The 20842-nt window shown below is 71.3% G+C and carries 19 protein-coding genes; 8 read left to right on the top strand and 11 right to left on the bottom strand.

The features are described from left to right. Positions 1-84 precede the first annotated feature (84 nt). From HC031_RS13170 to HC031_RS13160, 3 genes are read right to left on the bottom strand one after another with little or no spacing between them, the layout of a single operon-like run. Positions 85-1089: a hypothetical protein gene (locus HC031_RS13170; protein WP_167925556.1), complete on the bottom strand. Its 1005-nt coding sequence runs from the start codon at positions 1087-1089 to the stop codon at positions 85-87. Then, entirely contained in the window at positions 1086-1910 is an 825-nt protein-coding gene (locus tag HC031_RS13165) for an alpha/beta fold hydrolase (RefSeq protein WP_167925555.1), read from the bottom strand. The genes HC031_RS13170 and HC031_RS13165 overlap by 4 nt, the downstream gene beginning before the upstream one ends. Further along, positions 1903-2709, bottom strand: coding sequence for an alpha/beta fold hydrolase (locus HC031_RS13160; RefSeq protein WP_167925554.1), 807 nt, complete (start codon positions 2707-2709; stop codon positions 1903-1905). The genes HC031_RS13165 and HC031_RS13160 overlap by 8 nt, the downstream gene beginning before the upstream one ends. Before the next feature lie 235 nt (positions 2710-2944). Here HC031_RS13160 and HC031_RS13155 point away from each other — a divergent pair, with 235 nt between their 5' ends. From HC031_RS13155 to HC031_RS13135, 5 genes are all read left to right on the top strand, one after another. Then, complete coding sequence (locus HC031_RS13155) at positions 2945-3166, top strand: MbtH family NRPS accessory protein (RefSeq protein WP_167925553.1); 222 nt, start codon at positions 2945-2947, stop codon at positions 3164-3166. Positions 3167-3962: 796 nt separating this feature from the next. Further along, on the top strand, positions 3963-4235 hold the full coding sequence (locus HC031_RS13150) for a LysR family transcriptional regulator (protein WP_167925552.1): 273 nt from the start codon (positions 3963-3965) through the stop codon (positions 4233-4235). A 271-nt stretch (positions 4236-4506) separates the two neighbouring features. Continuing rightward, on the top strand, positions 4507-4995 hold the full coding sequence (locus HC031_RS13145; protein ID WP_167925551.1) for a helix-turn-helix transcriptional regulator: 489 nt from the start codon (positions 4507-4509) through the stop codon (positions 4993-4995). A 349-nt stretch (positions 4996-5344) separates the two neighbouring features. Then, on the top strand, positions 5345-6529 hold the full coding sequence (locus HC031_RS13140) for a family 1 glycosylhydrolase (protein WP_167925550.1): 1185 nt from the start codon (positions 5345-5347) through the stop codon (positions 6527-6529). A gap of 148 nt (positions 6530-6677) precedes the next feature. Beyond that, positions 6678-8246 carry a prenyltransferase/squalene oxidase repeat-containing protein gene (locus HC031_RS13135; protein ID WP_167925549.1) on the top strand — a complete coding sequence of 523 codons (1569 nt, stop codon included), beginning with the start codon at positions 6678-6680 and terminating at the stop codon, positions 8244-8246. Here HC031_RS13135 and HC031_RS13130 read toward each other — a convergent pair. The 6 genes from HC031_RS13130 to HC031_RS13105 form a co-directional block, all read right to left on the bottom strand. Continuing rightward, a complete protein-coding gene (locus HC031_RS13130) occupies positions 8211-8813 on the bottom strand; it encodes a phosphoesterase PA-phosphatase (RefSeq protein WP_167925548.1) in 603 nt (200 codons plus the stop codon). The genes HC031_RS13135 and HC031_RS13130 overlap by 36 nt on opposite strands. Next, positions 8810-10030 carry an MAB_1171c family putative transporter gene (locus HC031_RS13125; protein ID WP_167925547.1) on the bottom strand — a complete coding sequence of 407 codons (1221 nt, stop codon included), beginning with the start codon at positions 10028-10030 and terminating at the stop codon, positions 8810-8812. The genes HC031_RS13130 and HC031_RS13125 overlap by 4 nt, the downstream gene beginning before the upstream one ends. 7 nt (positions 10031-10037) lie before the next feature. Further along, positions 10038-10559, bottom strand: coding sequence for a hypothetical protein (locus HC031_RS13120; RefSeq protein ID WP_167925546.1), 522 nt, complete (start codon positions 10557-10559; stop codon positions 10038-10040). A gap of 91 nt (positions 10560-10650) precedes the next feature. Beyond that, complete coding sequence (locus tag HC031_RS13115; protein WP_205862675.1) at positions 10651-11103, bottom strand: helix-turn-helix domain-containing protein; 453 nt, start codon at positions 11101-11103, stop codon at positions 10651-10653. Positions 11104-11551: 448 nt separating this feature from the next. Next, complete coding sequence (locus tag HC031_RS13110) at positions 11552-13312, bottom strand: MDR family MFS transporter (RefSeq protein WP_205862674.1); 1761 nt, start codon at positions 13310-13312, stop codon at positions 11552-11554. Between the two features lie 93 nt (positions 13313-13405). Continuing rightward, positions 13406-13858 carry a helix-turn-helix domain-containing protein gene (locus HC031_RS13105; RefSeq protein ID WP_167925545.1) on the bottom strand — a complete coding sequence of 151 codons (453 nt, stop codon included), beginning with the start codon at positions 13856-13858 and terminating at the stop codon, positions 13406-13408. 340 nt (positions 13859-14198) lie between these two features. On the opposite strand from HC031_RS13105, the gene HC031_RS13100 reads away from it, so the two are divergent. From HC031_RS13100 to HC031_RS13090, 3 genes are all read left to right on the top strand, one after another. Beyond that, entirely contained in the window at positions 14199-14915 is a 717-nt protein-coding gene (locus tag HC031_RS13100; protein ID WP_167925544.1) for a diguanylate cyclase, read from the top strand. Between the two features lie 197 nt (positions 14916-15112). After that, positions 15113-16114 carry an ATP-binding cassette domain-containing protein gene (locus HC031_RS13095; RefSeq protein ID WP_167925543.1) on the top strand — a complete coding sequence of 334 codons (1002 nt, stop codon included), beginning with the start codon at positions 15113-15115 and terminating at the stop codon, positions 16112-16114. Further along, on the top strand, positions 16111-16926 hold the full coding sequence (locus HC031_RS13090) for an ABC transporter permease (RefSeq protein WP_167925542.1): 816 nt from the start codon (positions 16111-16113) through the stop codon (positions 16924-16926). Before HC031_RS13095 ends, HC031_RS13090 begins: the two co-directional genes overlap by 4 nt. On the opposite strand, the gene HC031_RS33885 is transcribed toward HC031_RS13090, so the two are convergent. Both HC031_RS33885 and HC031_RS33880 read right to left on the bottom strand, forming a co-directional pair. After that, positions 16908-20303, bottom strand: coding sequence for a BTAD domain-containing putative transcriptional regulator (locus tag HC031_RS33885; RefSeq protein ID WP_167925541.1), 3396 nt, complete (start codon positions 20301-20303; stop codon positions 16908-16910). The genes HC031_RS13090 and HC031_RS33885 overlap by 19 nt on opposite strands. 105 nt (positions 20304-20408) lie before the next feature. Next, complete coding sequence (locus HC031_RS33880; RefSeq protein ID WP_167925540.1) at positions 20409-20720, bottom strand: antibiotic biosynthesis monooxygenase; 312 nt, start codon at positions 20718-20720, stop codon at positions 20409-20411. Positions 20721-20842 lie beyond the last annotated feature (122 nt).

The raw sequence follows: 20842 nt of genomic DNA, 5'->3' as shown, positions 1-20842 counted from the left end.
CTGTGAGGGGTACCGACGAGGTCAGGCGTGACCGGGCAGGGCCGGCACCGCGGAGGCTGACCGTCCGGCGGGAGGATCGTCGCCTCACCGTGCGCCGGCGAGTTCGTTGCGCAGTGCCCGCTTCACGACGTCGTCGAAGGCGCAGAGCTTCCAGTCCTTCTCGGGCGAGTCCTTGCTGACGTAGCCGTGCGTGATGTGCCCGGTGGCGACGAGGACCAGGCGGCGGTCCCGCACGACGTAGCAGTCCATGCGCGACGTGTAGAGGATGTCCTTGAAGAAGTCCTCCACCGTGAACACGGTGTAGAGATCCTCCTCCATCAGCGCCTCGTCGGTGAGCTCGAGGCTGCACTCCGATACCACCGGGATCCAGCCGCGCGTGGCGAGAAGGTGTGCGATACCGATGCCCCGGGCGTTGACGAACAGGTGCAGGATCTCCTCCATCTGGCGCAGGAAGCCCGACATCTGCATGTGGTGGGTGAAGTGGCAGTAGAAGTACGGGATGCGCCACTTCCAGCCGAAGGCGTTCGTGGCTCCGATGATCTCCTGGAGCACCGGGTCGTCGTCCGTGTGGACGCCGCGGCCCAGCGTCAGGGAGAGGTTGTCCACCGGGGTGGCCCGCAGCGGTCGAGGCTCGGCGGTCGCGAGGCGGTCGACGACGAACCGGTCGAGCGCTGCCGGCAACGGCGCGGGCTCGGCGACGTTGGGGTCCCTGCGCAGCCGGACCTCGACCCGCGAGGTGACGGCCTTCGTCGTCCGTGCGCCGCGCCGGACCGAGCCGACCACGGTGAAGGCCAGGCGCTCGTCGGTCCGGGGTACGACCTCGAAGTCGACGTCGTCGTCGAGGGTCAGTACGGTGTGCAGCCTGCTGTCGTACGAGGTGACGTCGAAGTTGACGCCATAGGTCAGGTACAGCTCGGTGGCGCCCAGGCCGACCCGGCGGAAATGCTGGAGTACGGCCGCCTCGATGAGGTAGTGGACGTGCTTGAAGCCGATCGTGGTGCTGATGTTCCCGCCTTCGTAACCGGGCTTCAGCGTCACCGTGCTCTCGGTTTCGAGCAGGGCCTTCGCGGCGGTCTCTTCGATGGTCATCGGTACGGTGGCCTCCCTGACGTGTCCGCCCCGGCACTCCCGGAGCGGACGCCTAGTGAACGGAAGAAGCGATCTACTTCGGTGGCGAAGTCCTGCGGTCGTTGGAGCATCGGAAAGTGGCCGCAGTCGGCGATCCGGCACAGGGTCGCCGTGGGCAGCGCCGCCACCAGCGCGGCCGCCTCGTTCGGCGGGGCGGCCCGGTCGTCGGTGCCGACGAGGACCCGGCACGGCAGGTCGAGCAGGTCGGTCCGCAGCATCGGCGTGCGCAGGTAGGTGCCGAAGAACTCGAGCCAGCCGTACGGGCCGACCCGTTGGCACACCCGGTCGGCCATGGCCGCCTGGAGATCCCGGTTCCGGCGGCGGGTGCTGTGCACCCGTACCCCCTCCGCCATGGCGTTGCCGAACCTCGACAGGTAGGCGGGCATCTCGTCCCAGGTGAACTCGTCACGGCTACGTCGGTACAGCGGGGCGACGAGCAGGAGGCCGCGGAGGCCGAACCGGTCGACCGGGTCCCGGCCGGCGGCGATATCGGTCGCGAGCATCTCGAGAAGAACGTTGGCGCCGAACGAGTGCGCGATGACGAGGTCGACCGGGTGCTCCACGGCTTCGAACGCGTCGCGCAGCGCCGCCGTCGCCGGCCGTCTACCGGCCCATTCGGCGCACTCGCCGCTCCAGGGCAGGTCGACCGTCCACAGCTCGAGATCGTCGCGGCGCAGCGTACGCAGGGGGGTCCAGCAACCGGCCCCGCTGCCGAGGCCGTGCAGCGCCAACGCCCGTCCCCTCGGCGGTCCCGCCGCCTCGTGACGTACGGGCTCAGTCATGTCGGAGCTGTCCTGCCCGGTACGCCGGCGCCGGGCGCGGTCCGTGACGGTGCCAGACGTCGGCGAAGTGCTCGGGAAGCCCTTGCCAGCCGGCACTCGTGTAGAAGTGCCCACCGGGCAGTGTGCGGACGTGCACCGGACCGCTCGCCAGCGCCGCCCAGCCGTGCGGTGCCTGCGGGGCCATGGATTCGTCGTCTTGCGGGCACAGCACATACAGCGGCTGGTGCAGTCGCGCTCCCGGCGCGTACCGGTACGACTGCAGAACACGCAGATCCGCGCGGCAGGTGTCCACCGCCATCCGGCGCAGGTCGGGCTCGGTCAGGATGACGTCCGGCAGTTGGCCCAGCCCACGCATCCAGGACAGCAGCTCAGTGTCCGTGGCGCGGTCGGCGGGTGGAGTATGCGGTGCGCCGGGACGATCGGAGGGTGGGTTGCCGGCCGATACGACGACCGCCGACGGTTGCGGCCCGGCGTGACGTGACAGGCGCAGCGCGAGGTCGAACGCCACCCGCGCGCCCATGCTATGTCCGAACAGGACGAACGGGCGGGGTTTCAGCGTCTCGACGGCCGCGACGACGTCGGCCATCAGTTCGTCCCAGTCGGCGGCGAACGGTTCGGTGTACCGACCCTCGCGGCCCGGATAGGTGACAAGGGCAAGCTCGACGTCGCCCGGTAGCGCCGCCGTCCAGGGGCGGAACGGCGCTGTACCGCCGCCGCAGAAGCTCAGGCAGACCAGTGTGGCGGTCGCGCCCGGTCGGGGTAGCGGGCGGACTATCGCGCCACCGGTTCCAACCGACACGTCGAGCCCTTTCGTCATCCGTAGGCCGACCCGTCCACCGGCCGGGGCAACCATATGGGCGCCGGACGCGGCAAGGGGATGACGTATCGAAACTGTCGATACGGCCTTTGCGCTCGCGGACCCGGGTGTCACGGTGACGGCGTGGCAGTGTGGCCGACGCGGCACCGCGCCCGGCACGGCGCCACGTCGGAGCGGCAGGCGCCGGCCTGTCCGCGGCGAAGGAAGGTGGAAGCGCGTGACGAACCCGTTCGAGGATGAGGACGGCAGCTACTACGCCCTGGTCAACGCCGAGGGCCAGTTCTCCCTGTGGCCGACGTTCGCGGACGTGCCCGCGGGTTGGCGGGTGGCGTTCGGGCCGGACACCCGCCAACGGTGCTTGGACCACGTCGACGAGCGGTGGACGGACATGCGGCCCCGGAGCCTCGCCGCCGCGATGGACGCGCCCGGCGCGGCGTAGCGGGCTCCCGGCGGCTCAGCGGTCATGCGGCGCGCGGCGCCGGATGCGCCGGTGGCCGCTCACCCCGTAACTCGAAGAGGACGAGCGGCCTGGTGGCCCGCTGGCGGCTCCGGCGGGCCACCAGGCCACGCCGACCACGTACGTCCCTACCCTGACACGGTGTTCCTGCCGCGACCGTTCGTGCCGCGCGCAGTCGAGATCTCGGCTCCCATCCCGCTCCTGGGCTGAGCCCGCGGCGCGGCGTGCACGGTCGCGAGCCCCCCCGCTGTCTGAGTCGCGGTCAACCGCATCGGCGCGGACGCCGTCGTGCCCGCGCTGCTGCCATGTGGCGCGACGACGGCCCGCTGCCCGACGCCGAGCCCCGACTGCTCGGCCCGTCACGGCCGGGAGCTGGTCGCGGTCGCAACCCGCGCGCGGCCTCCCGTACACCGGATCGCCATCGCTCCTTCATCGTCGAGCGCCGATAGGGAGTTGAGCGGCTTGTGCGATCCGTTTATGCTCACCGTGCGAGCCATAAGCTGAGGTTTATGAAACTCCGGGCCGACCGGTGCCTCCAGACAACCGGCTGGGGGCGGGATGTGCGGGTCCGAGGTTACCGGAGTGGAGCGTCACGCGGTTGGCTCGCGAGGTCCGGCATCGGACAAGGTCGAACGCGCGGTGTCCGGGCGGGTGCCGCGGTCCGGAGGTGGACGGAGCTTGCGGGATGCCGGACGAGCGGCCCGCCGGCGGTGCGCACACGCGGATCCGTGCGATGACGGGAGCACCCGCCGAGGAGACGTGAAAACGGGGGATAGGCATGAACGAACGGGAGCTGAGGGCTTTCGCCTTGATCGCCGAGATCGGCCGGATGGACCTGGCCGCGAAGGCGTTGGGCTACTCCCAGCCCGCCATCAGTTATCAGATCAGGTGTCTGGAGCAGTCGTTGGGTACGAAGCTGTTCATTCGAGACTCCACCGGGGCGAAACTGACGCGGGAAGGACAGATGGTGTTGCCTTCCGTGCGGGCGATGCTCATGCTCATCGACAACATCAAGGGTGTGACGGATCGTCACTACTCCAGCGTCGCGTAGGTGCGATGTTCCGCCATCGATGTGCCGTATCGCATCGGGCCGACCGTCGCCCACGCGCACCCCCGCCGGAGCTCGCGGCCGACGCGGCGCACCGCCCGGTCCCGCCATCGTCCGCGCTGGTCATGCCCGACGGCGAGGGGTGCACAAGATCGATGAGAATAAAACTTGATCCCGTGAATGTCGGTGTGTCAACGAGGGCGAATGATGTACGATTCCGCTATCAACTCAGTATTGTTCCGCTATCAGCTCACCTCAGAGTGGAGGGCCCCGGGTGTCCGACGATGAGCCCAGGGTCTTCTCCATCGCCGAGAAGCTGGACCGGCTCTTCACGCAGATTCACGCCCGCGATCAGGCGGAGTACACCTACACCGCCGTAGCCGAGGCGATCCGGGAGCAGCAGGGAATATCGATCTCCCACACGTACATCTGGCAGCTGCGCACCGGGCGTCGGGACAATCCGACCATCCAGCACCTCACCGCGCTCGCCACCTTCTTCGGTGTCCCGGTCGCCTACTTCCTCGACGATGTCGAATCGCGTCGGATCGACGGCCAGCTCGAGCTGCTCGGCACGTTGCGGGACGCGAAGGTCACGGAGATCGCTCTTCGTGCGGCCGACATCTCGCCGAGCACCAGGGAGACCGTCGCCGAGATCATCCGAAAGCTGTGGGAGCTGGAGAATCCGGCGTCCGCCCGTGACCGGCGCGGTGCGCGGTCGTTCGACGGTGGACGTCGCCGGGAAAGCGGCGCGGAGCCGGCCTGACCGGGTGGAGCGGTGGTGCGTCCGCGCGCAATCGTGCCAGCTTTCGAGGGTGTGCGCCGGCGCATGGGGCTGACTCGGTCGATTGACCGCTCGTCACCGCGTCGGCCCTGCGGCGTCCTGAATGTCCACCCTGATGCCATCGCTAGTGATCGATTATTGATCGGCTACGCTCCAGGCTGGTCGTTGACGCCTTGGACGTGTCCGCTGGCTGCGCCATCGTGACGACCACCGGCGGTGTCAGACCGTCGACGGGGAACGAGGCGAGATCCATCGGATGAGTGCGCTGACGTCGACAACGGCGGCTGCGTGCCGATGGCAAACGGACGGTAGTGGATCCGGAGGGACATTCGTGTCGACTGTGGCGAGCGCGGCGGAGTTGGTGTTTCCGACCGACTTCGTATGGGGGACCGCGGCATCGGCGACCCAGGCGGAGGGTGCCGGAGCGGATTCGGACTGGTTGGCCTGGGAGCGCGCGGGGCGGGCGCCGGCATCCGGCGACGGCAACGGGTTCGGCACGCGCTTCGCGGAGGACTTCGCGCTGCTCGCCGAGTGGGGGCTGCTCCATCACCGGTTGTCGCTCGACTGGTCGAGGCTCGAGCCGACGCCCGGCCGCTTCGATCAGCGGGCCGTCGAGCACTACCGGGCCATGCTCGCGGCTGGTCGGGAAGCCGGCCTGACGGTCTGGGCGTGCCTGCTGCACGGCGCGCTGCCGAGTTGGTTCACCGCCGAGGGCGGCTTCCTGCATCCGGAGGCGGCGGCGCGATGGCGGCGTTGGGTGGAGTTCGCGGCGGAGACTTTTGGCGATCTCGTGTCCGGCTGGAAACCGGTGAACGGGCCGGCGAGCTTCGCGACGAAGCGCTACCTGACCGGGCAGTTTCCTCCTGGCGTCACCGACCGGACGATGTTCGGCAGGGCGCTGCGGGCGATCCAGGTAGCCGACTTCGAGGCGGCCAGGCTGCTCCGGACGACGGGCCGCCCGACGGCGAGCGTCGCGGCGCTGGCCCCGGTCATTCCCGGGTCGGAGGCCGCTCGGCCGGCGGCGAAAGCGTTCGATGGCGTGCTGTGGGATTCCTGGCTGGGGCTCGCGCGCAGCGACGCGTACGGTGACGCGTTCGACTACATCGGTTTCTCGTACTACTTCGCCGTCGAAATAGGCGAGGCCGGCCAACCCCGGCCCTATCCGCCGGGGCGTGCGGTCGGCCCCCAGGGGTACGTTCCATGGCCGGAGGGTCTCCGGTTGGTGCTCGATCGCCTCGCCGAGGAACTGCCCGGCCGCCGTCTGCTGGTATCGGAGCTCGGCTACGGCGGTTCGGACGACGCCGCGCGCGTCGAGTACCTCTCGCAGGCGCTGGCCCACGTCAACGCGGCGATGCGGGACGGTGTCGACGTGGCTGGAGTTTTCCTGTGGACCGGAGTGGACAACTACGAGTGGACGGACGGTTACACGGTTCCGTTCGGTCTGTTCACCGCTGACCGCCAGCCGCGCGGGAGCGCCGATTTCGTCCGTAACGTCATCCAGCGAAGCCGGCGTTGACTCGTCCGATGACGGCGGGACCGTTGAGCCGGTTCGTCCGCGACCGTCCGGATAGGAGATTCGTGGCGGCTCTGGGTGGACACATCGACGGTAGTATTCGTGTAATCTAGGCCCCTTGTTGCGTCCAAGCTGGCAAAACGGGGGGCCGATGCTGGAGCAGGTCCACGTCACCGCGGGCGAGGCCACGTTAGGTCGCCTGCTGACGGAGATCATCGAGGACAGTACGACCGACTTCTCCATCTCCTGGTATGACACGGCTCGCGTCGTCTCGCTCTGGTCGCGGCAGCCCGAGGGGATGCCGCCCGACCTCGCGCGGCGCGCTGTCGCCCGGCTCCTGACCGGGCAGAACGCGGACGGCAGCTGGGGTTACCCGGCGGCGCCGGTGGCTTATCGGCTGGTGCCGACGCTCGGGGTCGTCCACGCGCTGGCGGCCATTGGCGGGCCGCAGGCCGCGGCGGCCGCCGCGCGCGGCGTCGCGTTCCTCGGGCAGCACATCGCCGACTTCCATCCGGCCCGGCAGCCCGATACGGTCGCGGTCGAGCTCATCCTGCCGGATCTGCTGGAGTCTCTGCGGGCGGCCGGCCTCAATGACCTCGACGCCGCGCTCGAACTGCAGCTATCGCAGCTCGAGCGGCTACATCAGCTGCGCCGGCAAAGCAGGGCCGCGACCCACCTGCCGCTGCCGCTGTGGCACTCACTGGAGGTCCTGGGACCGATCGCCGCGCCGACGCCGGAGGTGCCCGGCGGCGCGGTGGCATGTTCGCCCTCGGCGACGGCGGCGGCGCTCGCCACGGCCGCCCGACCAGCCCCGGAGGCGGTCCGATTCCTCACCGCCGAGGCTGAGCGGTACGCCGGGGGTTGGCCCACGGTGACGCGGGTCCGGTTCTTCGAGGGAGCCTGGGTGGTCTGCGCCATGGCGCAGGGCGGCGCGCGGATCGAGCCCGGTCTCGCCCACCGGTTGCGGACCTGGCTCACCTCGGCCCTCAGGCCGCAGGGCGCTATACCGGGCACCGGCCTGCCGCCCGACGCCGACGACACGGCCTGCGTGCTCTACGCCCTCGGCTACCTCGGGGAACGCCCGGACATCGGGCTGCTGCGGTCCTACGAGCGGGACGGTCACTTCGCCACATTCCAGGTGGAGCGAACGCCGTCCATATCCACCAACGCGCACGTTCTGCGGACCGTGCGCGCCTACGGCGACACGGCAGACCCGTTCGCCGACCGGGCGGCGCGCGTGGCTTACGGATACCTGGCGGACACCCAGAACGCCGACGGCTTCTGGGACGACAAGTGGCACGCCTCGCCGTACTACGCCACCTCGGCGGTGATGCTGGCGCTGGCCGGCGACCCGACGTCGTCGGCGGCGACCAGAGCGACCCGCTGGCTGCTGGACACGCAGCGTCCCGATGGATCCTGGGGCGTGTGGCACGGCACCTTCGAGGAGACGGCATACGCGGTGCGCGCCCTGCTCGCCGCCGGGACGCCGGCCACCGGGCCCGCGCTGCGGCGGGGTGCCGCCTACCTCGTCGCGGGCCGCGAGGCAGGCTTTCCGGCGGACGGTCGAGCACCGCTGTGGCACGGCAAGGTGCTTTACGAGCCGCGCCGGATCGCGCTCGGTTTCGCCCATGCCGCGCTGCACGCCTGCGCGCAGGCAGGCGTGCTGGGCAGCGGTGCGGTGCCGTTACCGCGCAAGCACGAAGAGTCCTGCAACGCCTAGACCCAGAAGAGCGCCGGCGAGCACCTGGCCGACCGTGTGATCGCGAAGCTCCACGCGCGCCCACCCGATGAGGGCGACAGCCGCCACCGTCACGATCAAAGCCGGACCGTACACGGCGGCCAGAATGACGGCGGTCATCATGGCGACCATCGCGTGTACGGAGATCTTCCACCAGCTCGTGATGGCGATGGTGGCGATGGTCAGCGCCACGAACGCCGCGACCAACGCCAGCAGGTCGCGCGGTGCGCCGGTGAGCGCGAGCAGGACCAGTCCGACACCGACGGTGACGAGGCCGACGATGAACGGCACCCGCCGGTGCTCACGCGTTCTGATGTGGACGTCGCTCAGGGTGCGCCGTCGAACCCGCACCAGGATGTAGGCCAACGGCGCGACGCTGACGAAGGCCACCGCGAAGAGGCCCCAGCCGAGGCCGCGAACCAGGCCGACGGCGTGTACCGGTACGGCGAACAGTTGCAGCGTGGCGAGGACGACCGGCGAGAACACGTAGGTGACGGTCCGGGCGACCTGGTAAGCCGTCGTGCGCTCGCTGGTGTGGGCTTCAGTCATGTCTCCGCTTTCGATGGGGACGGCAGGGTGGGGCGAAAGCTGTTGAACGCGGCGGCAACCATCTCCAGGTAGCGGGACTCACTGGCCAGGCTGGCGTCGCCGGCGAGGGCCTCCGTGTCGGTGCCGACCTCGGTGGCGGGCCGCGTGGCGGTGGCGGTGCCGCTCCGTTTGCCGGCCCCGACCGCCTGGAGCGCCGTGACGAGCACGGCGGCGTCGATGAGGGCCCGCAACCGGTCGCCGGCGAGCCCTTGGTGTCGCCCGTCCTCTTCGGCCTGGCGTACCGCAAGGGGGTCGCAGTACGCCCGGAGGACGAGCTGCGCGTCCCGGATCTCGATCACCCTTCGATAGAGCCGGATCCTGATCTGCCAGCGGCGGAAGTCGCCGGTCATCGCGTCGCCCGCGGCAAGGGCGACCTCGGGGACCGCGGCGAGCAGGGCACGCCACAGTGGAGCGAGTCTGCGGTAGGCGAGGTACTGCCGGGCGCGATGCCAGGGGACCTCTACGTACCGCCACCAGAGCGGCATCGTCGCACCGATGGCCACCAGGATGCCGGCGGTGCCGGCCAGCAGGGTCGAGATGTTCGACTCGCTGCCGGGCGGCGAGGTGCCGACCCAGCCGGCGATCAGCAGGAGAAGCTTGTAGCCGAAGTAGGCGACCCCGGCCACCGCGCCCGTCGCCACCACCCGTAGCCCCCAGCGGAGCGCACCTTCGGCGTAACGGGAGTAGCGGATGGACAGATAGAGCAGGTCGGCGATCGCCAGTCCGAGAAACGACAGGTAGAAGAGCTGGTACACCATGACCGGCGGATAGCTGGCGTACACACTCAGAAAATCGGTCGTCTCGACGGTGTGGGCGACCGACAACGACACCGACATGCCGGCGACGGCGACCGCGAGAGCGACGAGGCGGATCCGCACCCGTGGCCGGGCGTCCTCGGGTCGATGCGCGAGGTAGAGCATCATCGCCTGCAGCGCAGCCCCGCTGACCAGCGTCAGCGCATTGCCGACGAGACGACCGCCGTTGACGATGCCCAGCGCCGCACTGACCCTCGGCGTGACCGCCGGGGCGGTGACGATGAACGCGAGCCCGAACACGCCGAGCATCACGCACAGCGCCCGCGACGCGGGCCGCTCCGGGTGCCGCAGCGCGCTCCCGGCCTTCAGGGCGCAGGTGACGAGCCCGAGCAGACCCGCAACGATCATTACGGCGTTTGCCATGGGCGCCTCAACCGCTGAAGGTCGACTTCAGTCGACCGATTTCCGATGCCAGATCGGGGTCCAGGTCCTCCGGGTTGCCCGGCCGCCGGTCGGCCACCCGTTCGAGGATGAGGGTGGCGAGCAGTTCGGCCTCCTGCTCTTCGGCGTCGGTGTACGAGCTGCGCTTGAGCAGGCTCTGCACCATCGCCGGGTCCAGGTCGGGCAGCAGGATGCGCATGAGATCTTCTTCCCGGCCCGCCTGTCCCCGGTGGTCACTGAGCATGTGCCCGACCTCGTGCAGCACGATGTGTTCCTGATGCAGCAGCGCCGTCCGGGCGTAGACGATGATGTCGGCCTCGGCGAGCTTGAGCCAGATGCCGCAGACACCACCGGGGACGTAGTCTTCGGGGTGCAGCTCGATCCGGCGCCCACGACGGGCAGCGAGCCGCGCGATGAACTCGTCCAGCGTGAAGGGGTCCGGTATGCCGCCGGCCTCGACCAGCGATCGGACATGGCGGTCGCAACGACGCCGTAGGTCTCGATACCGCACGTTCGACACCCTAATCAGGTTGAGGGAACCGGTGGGGACGGTAACCAGCCTCCGACAGATCGGCTGGCCGGCTTCTCCCTGCTGGGCGGGCTCACGAGTCATTGTCCGACGGCAATGGCTGGTCGGAATTGCCCCGGTTGTTGCCCTCCCGGATATGGCCGATCTCCCGGACGATCTGAGCGACCGACCGGCGGGTGGCTTCATCCATCCTCATCGCCCGCAGGGCGATGTCGCGAACCGCGGCGTCGCGCAGCGCGACGGCCAGTTCGAGCTGCGAGTCAACCCGCGCTGCCGTGTCGTCGTCGAAGAAGTACGCCACGGGGACTCCGAAGAAGGCGGCCAGTGCCTCCAGGTGCCGTTTGGTCGGATTGTCCCGTTGTCCGGTACGCAGTTGCCACACGTACGTCCTGGAGAACGTGCCCGCTACGGCCTCGCAGCCGTGGGCGACCTCGTCGTAGGTGTACTCACGGCCCTTGGGTTGGACCGTCTTGAAGAGCTTGTCGATCCGCTGTGCAAGTGGCCCAATTTCCGCGTCGGCTGCCACGGCTCACTCCGTTTGCGGTGGTGGATGAGATCCCGGAGCTCAGGCTATATCAGTTGACATAGTCACGCTAGTCGCTGTTATTCTCCTCGATGTTAGCTGAGATGAACGAGGTTCTGGTGTCGCAGCCGGATACCTTCGACGGCACGGGGGTGCCGAAGGTGCCGGTGTATCAGCGGTGAATCCAGTTCCGCCCCGTCGGGACGCCGGTTCAGGGTCGTGGCAGCTCGCGGTGAACGCCATCCGATGCGGTCTCCTTCGGCAGCAGTGTCGGGGAGGGCCACTGCCGCAGCGGATGCTTGGCCACGGTGCGGCTGACCTGAGCCCGGCCGTCCCGACGGACCCGCCGCGCGGACTCCGATCGTCGCCCCGGCCCGGTGCCGCGCGTCACCGGTGGTGCGGAGTGCACTCGGACCGCTCTGCCGCGGCTCGTTCTCGTCGAACGAACCCTTCAGGCGCTCTCGGGCGCGCGGTGCCGGCCGAAGTACTCCTCGGCCTGGGCGGCCCCGACGGTGCGCAGCTCCGGCGGCTTCATGCAGAGCGCAAGGAGCGCCGCGACGCACATCACGAGGCCGCCGACCAGGAAGACCCGGCCGATTGCCGAGTCGAACCCGAGCTGGAACGCCCTCGCCAGCCGTGGATCCATCGCCGGCAGGAACGACCAGTCGGCCAGCGCCTCCCGTCCGCCTCGCAGGACGGCGAAGAACGGCGCGTTGGCCGGGTTGCCGGCGACCGCCCGGTCGGCGAGGGCGGCGGAGACCTCCGGCCGCGATGCCGCGTCCCCCACTGCCGTGGCCAGGCGCGCCGGCAGGGCGCCGAAGAGGACCGACAGGTACCCCGCGACGCCGATCGCGCCCGCCATCTCGCGGAAGAACACCACCGACGCGGTCGCGACGCCGACGTCACGTGGCGGCACCGCGTTCTGCGCGGTCACGTTGACGGTCCGGCAGCTACCGATCCCGATGCCGAAGGCCACCATGATCAAGCCCAGGGCCCACAGCGGGGTGTCGACGGTGACCAGGCAGCAGCAGAACATGGCCAACGCGATGATGGTTGAGCCGGTCGCCGGCAGGATCCTCAGACCGCCGCCCCGCTTGATGAGCTTGCCCGACAGGATGACCGACGCCAGGGTGCCGGCCATCATGGGCAGCATCATCAGCCCGGCGGCGGTGGGGGTCAGTCCGTGCACGACCTGCAGATACAGCGGCACCGTCGAGATCACGCCGAACATACCGAGGCCGACCAGGGCCGAGATTGTGATCGCCAGGCTGAAGGTGGCCACCCGGAACAGCCGCAGTGGGATGAGGGCGTCGTCGCCCATCCGGCGTTCTGCGAGCAGGAACGCGACCACGCCGAGGGCGCCGACCGTATAGCAGGCCAGGGCCGTCGGTGAGGTCCATCCACTGCGGTTGCCCTGCTCGGCCACGAGCAGCAGCGGCACGGCGGCGACGCTGATCGCCGTGGCGCCCCAGTGGTCGATGCGCCGGGCCCGCCGTTGCCCGGTGGGTCGCAGTACCCGCGAGACGACGATCAGGGCGGTGCCGCCGACCGGCGCGTTGACGAGGAACACCCAGCGCCAGCCGGCCACTCCCAGCACCGAGTGGGCCGAGGCGAACAGGCCACCGATGATGGGCCCCAGCAGGCTCGCCGCGATCCAGCAGGACATCGTGTAGCCCTGGTAGCGGGAACGTTCCCGGGGTGGTACGAGGTCAGCCGTTATCGCACTGGCGATCGACAGCAGTCCGCCTCCGCCCAGGCCCTGCAGCCCCCGGAAAGCGGCGAGTTGGTAGATCGACTGTGCGGACGCGCAGCACAGCGAGCCGAGCACGAAGACGCCGATGGCGATCGCGAACAGCGGCCGCCGACCGTACATGTCGGACAGCTTGCCGTAGAGGGGCGTCGAGACCGTCGACGTGATCAGGAAGGCGGTCGTCGGCCACGCTTGCAGGCTCAGCCCGCCGAGGTCGTCCGCGATCGTCTTGATCGACGTGCTCATCACCGACTGGTCGAGGGCCGCCAGGAAGATGGCGGCCAGCAGCCCGGGCAGCACCGACATCAGCTGCCGATGCCAGTCCTCGCCGCTCCGGGGGTCCCGCCGTGGACGGTCCGGCATGGGTGCGGTGGGTGGGGTGGGTGGCGCCTGGGCGGTCGCGAAGGCGTGCTCACTGCGGTACACGCCGGGCGACCGGTACGCGGTGGCCGCGACCGGCATGCTACGGCTCTCCCTGGCGACCGCGCGGTTGCCCGCCACGGCGTGACGGCCGTCCGTGGGCGCCGCCGGCCGGCGGGGTGTGTGTCCGGGCGGTCACGGCCGCGTCCCTTCACCCGAAGCGTCGGCGTCGGCGGCCTGTAGGCCCTCGAGTTCGCGGACCCGTTCGATGACGTCGGCGATCGGCTGCAGGCTGCGCGACGACAGGCCGGCCATCCGCATCGCGAGGGCCCGAACGCCGGCGTCACGCATCGCCGAGAGCATGCTGAGCTCGGCGTCGATGCGTTCGGTCGCCTCATCGTCGAAGAAGTAGGCGGCGGGTACGCCGAAGTAGGCGGCGAGCGCCTCCAGGTGCTTGAGGGTCGGGTTGTCGCGCTCGCCCCTGCGCAGCAGCCAGATGTATGTGGCGGAGATGCTCGGTCCGCCGCGGTCGCGGATGGCGGTGGCCACCTCCTCGTTGCTGTACGGTCCGCGGCTCGCCGGGTGCACGGTCTGGAAGAGATGATTGATCTTGTCGGCCAGCGTCCGCTGCTTGGCGCTTTCGGCCATCTCGTACCTCCGGACCGGTGGCGAACGCTCGTGAATATCGCATGGTCTAAAACGTTCATAAGAGTTGACGGCATCGAGCGTAGTCGCTTTATGCTGTCCGGGACAGCATCAACGGGCGTGAATGACGGTGGGCGGGCTGACTCATGCGGAGTTGCTGGCAGGGTGGTGTACCGGCGATCGCGACCGCGTCGGTCGAGGCGTGGTGGACCGGCGTGATCCCGGCCGCGGCCCGCCCGTCCAGCCGGTCGACCCGCCGTGACGGCCCGGCGGTCTGCGAGGCGCCCGGGCAGACCACGGGGCTGTCCGGGTACCCGCCGGTCGGATCGGCTCCCGTCGAGGCGTGGACGCGTTCCCACCGGTGGTGTCTTCGAACGGACGCGGCCTGATGATCGGCCCGCCCCGGCCATTGGCGACCACGGCTCCACCCGACGGCGCGGGGCCGTACGGTTCGCGGTGCCGGGCCTGCGGCCAGCCGCTCGGTGGGTGGGCGACAGACCGGCTCACCGGCCTCCTCGACCGGTGGGGATGGGATGACGAGGCCCCTCGCGCGCTGGCGCACGCCCAGCAGCGCGGCGAGCCTACCGCCCTGATCATCGTCGACCTCGACCACTTCAAGGGCGTCAACGACAGGTTCGGTCACCTCGCCGGCGACGCGGTGCTCCAGCAGGTCGCCGTCGTGCTGCGCACGGCGACCCGCCGGGACGACCTGCTCGGACGCTACGGCGGGCACGGCGGCGACGAGTTCCTCGCCCTCCTACCGGCCACCGACCTGCCGGCCGCGGTCGCCGTGGCGCGCCGCGTACAGGCCGGAATCAGAGCCATGCGGACCGCCGCCCGCACCATTGCCGGGCCGGTGGTCATCACCGGATGCACGGCGTCCATCGGGGTGGCCGCGCACGACGCCGGCCGCACCGCCAGCCTGCCCGATCTTCTCCTCGAGGCGGACGGCGCCTTGCGCCTGGCGAAGCTCGCCGGCCGGGACCAGACCCGCACCGCCGTGACGTCGCGGCCGTCTGGCACGCGTGCGGTGTCCGGCCCGCCGGCGTGCGCCGACTGACACCCCGTTACCACCGCCTCCGGCCAGATCCCCGCGCGCCGCTGGCGCGTTCGGTCAATCCTGATCGCCCCTGACGCGACGCTGTCACCGCGTGCGGCCGCCTGTCAGCGTCCGGTGCGCGTCCTGCCAGCGTCCCGGCGCAGCCTGGCACGCGGACCGGCGTCCGACGCCGGACCGCGATGGAGGAGACGACGACCATGCATGATCTGGTGGTACACGCGGAGGCGCTGCGCAAACGGTTCGCGCACACCCCCGCGCTCGACGGCGTGGACCTGGCCGTCCGCCGCGGCACGGTGCTCGGCGTGCTGGGCCCGAACGGGGCTGGCAAGACGACCGCCGTACGGGTGCTGGCGACGCTGCTGCGACCGGACTCGGGCCGCGCCCAGGTGGCCGGCATCGACGTGCTGCGCCATCCGGAGCGGGTGCGGCGACGCATCGGCCTGACCGGACAGTACGCGTCGGTGGACGAGGATCTGACCGGCCTGCAGAACCTTGTCCTCATCGGGCAGCTGCTCGACCTGTCCCGCCGGGACGCGCGTCGACGCGCCGAGGAACTGCTGGACTGGTTCGGCCTGTCGGAGGCGGCGCGGCGGCCGGCCAAGACCTACTCCGGTGGGATGCGCCGCCGGCTCGACCTGGCGGCGAGCCTGGTCGGCCATCCGGAGGTGATCTTCCTGGACGAGCCGACCACCGGCCTGGACCCCGCCAAGCGCGAGGACATGTGGGGAGTGGTGCGCAGCCAGGTGGCCGACGGGGCGAGCGTGCTGCTGACCACGCAGTACCTGGAGGAGGCCGACGCCCTGGCCGACGAGATCGTCGTGATGGACGCCGGCCGGGTCATCGCCCACGACACCCCGGACGGGCTCAAGCGCCGGGTCGGCGGGCAGACCCTGCGGGTACGGCCCACCGACCCGGCCCGGCTGCCGGAGGTGCGCGCGCTGCTGGACGCCGTGGCCGCACCCGGCACGTCGGCGGCGCTGGACACCGCCGCGGGCTCCCGGCCCGGTGCCGCCACCGTGCCGGTGACCGGCGACGCGGCCCTTGCCGAACTCGTCGCCGCCCTGGTCCGCGCCTCCATCGAGGTCACCGAGCTGGCCCTGCACCTGCCCAGCCTCGACGAGGTCTTCCTGTCCCTGACCGGGGCACCTGCCCGCACCGCCCACGAGGACATCCACGAACCCGCCGAGGAGCTGGTATGACCGCCACGACCATCGCCAACCCGCGACTCGACCGGCCCCGCGGCGGACGACTGACCGCACTGGCCCGGCACAGTACCGCGCTCGCTCGGCGCAGTTTGATTAAGACGCTCCGTACGCCCGAGGCGTTGATCGACGTGACCCTGCAGCCGGTGATCTTCCTGCTGCTGTTCACGTACATCTTCGGCGGGGCCATCAGCGGCGGTGACCGGCACGGCTACCTGCAGTATCTGCTCCCCGGCATGCTCGGCCAGTCGCTGGCGATGGGAGGCATCGCGCTCGGGCAGAACCTCAACGCCGACATCGAGAAGGGCGTCTTCGACCGCTTCCGCTCGCTGCCGATCTCCCGGTCGGCTCCGCTGGTCGGCGCGGTCTTCGCCGACATCGTGCGGTACCTGACGGTGTGCGTGGTGATGCTGGGCTTCGGTGCGGTGATGGGCTTTCGGATCGGCACCGGGCCGGTGGCCGCGGTCGCCGCGATCGCCCTCTCGATCGGTTTCGGGCTCTGCTTCTGCTGGCTGTCGGTCCTGGTCGGCATGCTGGTACGGACCTCGGGCGCCGTACAGGGAGTCATGTTCCTGCTGGTCCTGCCGCTGACCTTCGGCAGCAACGTCTTCGTGCCGACGGCGTCGCTGCCGGGTTGGCTGCAGGCGTTCGTCCGGGTCAACCCGATGACCCCGCTCGTGGCCACGGTACGCGGGCTGCTGGTGGGTGGCCCGGTGGCCGGCCACCTGTTCTGGACGCTGGTGTGGATGGCCGGTTTCCTGGTCGTGTTCGTACCGCTGGCGCTGCGCGCCTATGCCCGACGAGCCTGAGCGTCCGGCTCCGCGTCACCGCCCAGCGCGGATCCGGTGCCCGCGGGTTCGACACCGGTGGCGCCGGCCGGAGCGGCGGCCGGCGCCGGGCCGAGCCCACGGGCCGGGTCGACCCTGGCCAACGCGGCCCGGGCGTCGAGCGACCAGCCAGCGGCGTACGCCTCGGCGAAGGCGGCGCGCCCGAGCGCGGCCTCGCTGCGCCGGGTGAGTTCGGCGACCTGCGGGCTGGTCGGGTCCTCGGTGCCGCGCAGCCGGGTCGCCGCACCGAGCAGCAGCGCGGCGTCGCGGTGCCGACCCCGGGCGTCGGCCAGCTCCGCCGTGCCCACCGCGACCAACGCGAGGATCGGCATGTCCCGGGCTGCCACGGCGGCGACGTACGCGCGGGCCAGCGCCGCCTCGGCGGCCGTCAGCTCGCCACGCGCGACCTCGAAGGTGGCCCGCACGCCAGCGACGATGGCCACGCCGTGGTCACCGGCGGCCTGCGGCTGCCCGTTGGGTGCCACCCGCTGCTCGGCGCGGCGCAGCAGCGGCTCGGCGCGGTCGAGCTCACCGCGCCAGACCAGCATGCCGGCTTCCAGGGCGTCGACGAGAATCATGATCTCCGGCGACGTCGCGCGCTCGGCCCGGGCTCGGGCGGCGGCGAGCGCGACATCGGCCTCCTCCGGCTGGCCGCGGCGCATGTGCAGGTCGGCCCAGCGGAACTCGAGGAAGACCTCGTCCGCGACGTCGAGGGCGCCGAACTCCCGCGACCGGGCGCGCGCGGCACGCAGATCGGCCAACGCGCCGTCGAGGTCTCCGTCGTACTGGCGGATCAGCGCCCGCAGCGGCAGCGTCGTGGCCTGCCCCCACCGGTCGCCCGCCGCCTGGAACCCGGCGAGCGCCGCATCCACGTCCCGGCGCACCTGCGCCACGTCGCCGTCGTTCTCGGCCAGCCGGGCCCGGAAGAGCAGCGCCAGCGCCGACAGCCAGCGGTCGTCTCCGGCCACCAGGACATCGACCCTGTGGCGGGCACCGGCGACGTCGCCGGCGAAGTGCAGAAGCACGAACACCAGCACGTTGACGAGGTCGGGCAGCTTTTCGTGCGCGACCAGGCGGGCCGCGAGCTGACGCATCCGGTCGCGTCGTTCGTCTGCCGATTCGGTCACCGTGGCCGGATCGACGCCGAAGGTGTTCAGGACGTGGAACGCCTGGGCACAGTCCAGCGTCACCGGGTCGTGCTCGCCGGGCGCCGCCAACACCTCCCGCAGCCAGAACACCGCTTCGGCGTGGTAGCCGAGAATCTGCCAGTACCAGCCCAGGTTCAGCGCCAGCGAAACGGCGGCCGGGCCGTCGCCGGAATCGCAGAAGTGGCGGAGCGCGGCGAGCGCGTTGTCGTACTCGGCGCGCAGCAACCGGAGCGCCGGTAGCTGGTCGGCGGTGCGCAGCAGCGGGTCGGTCTCGGCGACGAGCGCGGCGACGTGGCGGGCGGCCAGCTCCCGGACGGCGGTCAGCTCACCGCGCTCGGCCAGCCGCTCGACACCGTACTCGCGCAGCGTCTCCAGCATCCGGTACCGGGGTCCTTCGCCGGCCAGCTGCAGCAGCGAGCGGTCGACCAGGGCGGCGAGCAGCTCCGGTACGCGGTCGGCGGCGATGCCGGTACCGGCGCAGACCGCGGCGGCGGACCGCGGCGTGACCCCGGCCGGCAACACCGAGACGCGCTCCGCCAGGGCGCGCTCGTCGGCGCCGAGCAGATCCCAGCTCCAGGCGATCACCGCCCGCAGGGTGCGGTGGCGCGGCAGGGCCGTGCGGTTGCCACCGGTCAGCAGCCGGAACCGGTCGGAGAGCCCGCCCGCCAGCTCGGCCAGCGGCAAGGTACGTAACCGCGCCGCGGCCAGCTCCAATGCCAGTGGCAGCCCGTCGAGGCGGCGCACGATCTGCACCACGTCGCGTACGGTCGTCGCGTCCACCGCGAAGCCGGGCCTGACCGCGGCGGCGCGGTCGACGAAGAGCCGTACGGCCTGGGCGCGCGCCGCGGTGTCGGGGCCGGCGTCGGCAGGCGGCAGCTCCAGCGGCGCCAGCGGCACGAGCGCCTCGCCGTCGGTCGCCAGGGGCTCCCGGCTGGTCGCCAGTACCCGCAGCCGGGGGCAGCGCACCAGCAGGGCGGTGGTCACCTGCGCGACCGCCTCGACGAGGTGCTCGCAGTTGTCGATGACGAGCAGGACATCCTGCGGGGCCAGCCGCTCCACCAGGACGTCCAGTACGTTGCGGCCGTCGGTCAGGCCCCGCCGCTGCTCGAACAGCGCCGTACCGCGCACGCCGAGGGCGGACACGATCGCGGCGGCGACCTCCGCCGGCTCGGTGACCGGTGCGAGGTCGACCAGCCAGGTTCCATCGGGGTAGCGGCCGCGCAGCCGCCCCGCGGCTTCCACCGCCAGCCGGGTCTTGCCGGCCCCGCCCGGCCCGAGGACGGTGACCAGCCGCCCGGTCTCCAGGATCGCCTCGATTCGGGCCAGGTCGTCGTCGCGGCCGATGAAGCTGGTCAGCGCGGCGGGCAGGTTTCCCGGTGGCTGCGTCCCCGGTGGCTGCGCGCCGGCAGGATCCGGGTCGGTACCGGCGGGGGTGGGGCCGTCGCCGGCCGCTCCGGCCTCGGCGCGCAACAACCGCAGGTGACGATCGCGCAGCGCGCTACCCGGATCGGCGCCCAGCTCCTCGGCCAGGTCGCGCCGGATGCGTTCGTACACCGCGAGGGCCTCCGCCTGCCGGCCCAGCCCGGTGAGAGCGTCCATGTACAGTCCGGCGAGTCGCTCGTTCCGGGGCTGCTCGGCCAGCAGGGCCGGCAGCCGCGCGGCGACCTCGGCGGCGCGGCCCAGGAGCAGGTCCGCTTCGGCCAGGTCGGCTGCCGCCTCGACCCGGAGGTGGGCGAGCCGTACGGCGGCCGCGGGCGCCACGGCGGCGACCTCGGCGGCCACCGGTTCGCGCCAGAGGGCGATGGCCCGGGCGATGAGGTCCGAGGCCGCGGCCGGGTCGCCGGCCCGCAGCCGGACCTGACCGTCGCCGACGAGCCGTTCGAAGCGCGCCAGGTCGACGGCGTCGCCGGAGACCGTCAACCGGTAGCCGCCGGCCACCTGCTCGACCGCGTCGGGGGAGCCCAGCGCGCGGCGCAGCCGGGAGACCAGCGACTGCAGCGCGTTGGTCGGGTCGGCCGGGCGGACCTCCGGCCAGAGCGCGTCGACGAGCGTTGCGGCGTCGACCGGGCGGCCCGCGGTCAGCGCCAGCCGGGCCAGCAGCCCGCGGAGTCGGCTGCCGGGCAGCGGTACCGCCGCTCCGTCACGGCGAACGCGTAACGGACCGAGCAGCGCCACCTCCACCCGGTGCTCCCACCCGTCGCGCTCGTCCACCCGACGATCCTCTCGCGTCGATGCCACCCGCCCCGAACCGGTGACCGTGGACAACGGTATTCGTCTTCGGCACTGGGAGGGTGACCGTCGGGATGTCCGGCGCGACTACAACTGTCCCTGCTCCGGAGTGCCGGCGGGGAGCGGCGTCATGATCGTCACGGTCGTGGGCATCGCGATGAGTTTCGCGACGGCCGCTTCCAGCGCCTTGACGGCGGGACCGGCGGCGTGCGCGGCGAGGTCCTCGCGCGAGTCCCACTTCTCGATCATCGTGATGGTGCCGTCCTCGGCGTCGTGGATGGCGTAGAGCCGGCAGCCCTGCTCCGCATGGACGGCGGGGATGCTGGCGCGCAGCGCGTCGATCAGCTCGGCGGTGCGTCCTTCGACGGGATGGAACAGGGCGGTGACGACGACGGACACGGTTCTCCTCCAATGCTTGAGCTGCGAGCATAACCGTGCGGCGGGCGCTGATCGCGCTGAGCTGAGCGGCGGGTGACCGCGCCGACGGAGGACGGTAGGGCGGGCTCCCGACGGATCTGGCG

Origin of the sequence: Planosporangium thailandense (assembly GCF_011947195.1) — a bacterium.
Lineage (GTDB): Bacteria > Actinomycetota > Actinomycetes > Mycobacteriales > Micromonosporaceae > Planosporangium > Planosporangium thailandense.
This window is presented reverse-complemented; position numbering and strand designations above follow the sequence as displayed.